The 1,185-nt window shown below is 35.2% G+C and carries 3 protein-coding genes; all 3 read right to left on the minus strand.

The annotated features are described in order from the left end of the window. Positions 1–39 precede the first annotated feature (39 nt). Positions 40–198 (minus strand): hypothetical protein, encoded by a 159-nt coding sequence (locus KCG35_RS25460; RefSeq protein ID WP_215822654.1) that lies wholly within the window; start codon positions 196–198, stop codon positions 40–42. Between the two features lie 72 nt (positions 199–270). Next, entirely contained in the window at positions 271–549 is a 279-nt protein-coding gene (locus KCG35_RS25465; protein WP_215822655.1) for a hypothetical protein, read from the minus strand. Between the two features lie 41 nt (positions 550–590). Next, on the minus strand, positions 591–1,185 hold a 595-nt coding region (locus KCG35_RS25470), incomplete at its 5' end, for a hypothetical protein (RefSeq protein ID WP_215822656.1).

Genomic DNA, 1,185 nt, shown 5'->3' on the forward strand with positions numbered 1-1,185 from the left:
TACTAATAAACAGAAATATCAAGAAGAGAGTACTTCTAATCAGGTGACTTTAAGATAGGCTGCTTCTAAGAGCACTGCCAGCTCTCCGTATTCCATTTCATAATCACGTGTAATATCAATTAACTCAACAGGCTGCTGACCTGCCAGTTCAAGCAAACACTTTAACTGATTGCCGGTGATTTCAACTATACCCTTCACGAATGATTTCTAGGTTTTGTTATCTTCACTCCTCACCCCAATCACCTATTAATATAGGATCATGGGGCTTCGTCACTCGATAGCCGCACCTAATTTCCCTCTTATATATTCTTCAGAATATTCCCCTGGCTTGATAGAGGGAGATATCGGGGAGAAGAACAGTTTAATTGTTTCGAAAAAAACAGGGGATGCAAATCTACCTGGACCGTCCATATAATCATTAACATCAACCTCAATAGGGGTTCTGTAATCCTTATCCCTTATTAACGACTCATCGGATAAATCAGATGGTGTAGTTTTCTCGCCATATAAATACAGATTTGTCATTTCCTCGACTGTTGGTAAACTCATAGTACTACATTCCACAATGTGTTAAGATAATAACTTTATTTTTAATCGATATATCTATCAATAACATCTACTAACCTATCTTGCAATGTTTTCCATTGATCAACATATTTTGGCATATGACTAAAACTGTAGGTAAACTCGCCATTATAAAAAGTATGATTACATTGAACATCATCCTCATCAAAACAATCAATTAAAAATAAGCGTTGCCCATTTAAAGATGAATAATAGTATTTTACTCTACTTTCCAAAATTTCCTTGGTTAGTCTCTCCTTATGATATATTTTGGTTATTCTCCCCTTCTCATATACACCGTCTACGTATAGTTTTTCAATGTCATTTATTTGGTTTGTTTTCCCCAAGTATAGATTCACGAAACTTGATAGCTTATCACTACACGAAAAACCTTTTACCGGTTTGAAAAAGGGAGAACACATATAAAAATAGACTCTTGAAGGAGTAACAGTCCAATTAGGTCTAACACGTTGGTCTCTTGGGTGGGAAAAAGTATAGCCTTCTAAATAAAACCTAATCGTATTATCTTGGCCACCACCAATATTTTCCATAAAATTTTTCTTTGGTGTACAATAAATTGGCTCATTTCCGAATGTTACTCCTGCTTCGAATTTATTTGAA

Source organism: Zooshikella harenae, assembly GCF_018837975.1.
Taxonomy (GTDB): Bacteria; Pseudomonadota; Gammaproteobacteria; order Pseudomonadales; family Zooshikellaceae; genus Zooshikella; species Zooshikella harenae.

Coding starts and splice junctions, on each gene's coding strand:
- KCG35_RS25465 (WP_215822655.1), bottom strand. CDS start 549: ATGAGTTTACCAACAGTCGAGGAAATGACAAATCTGTATTTATATGGC.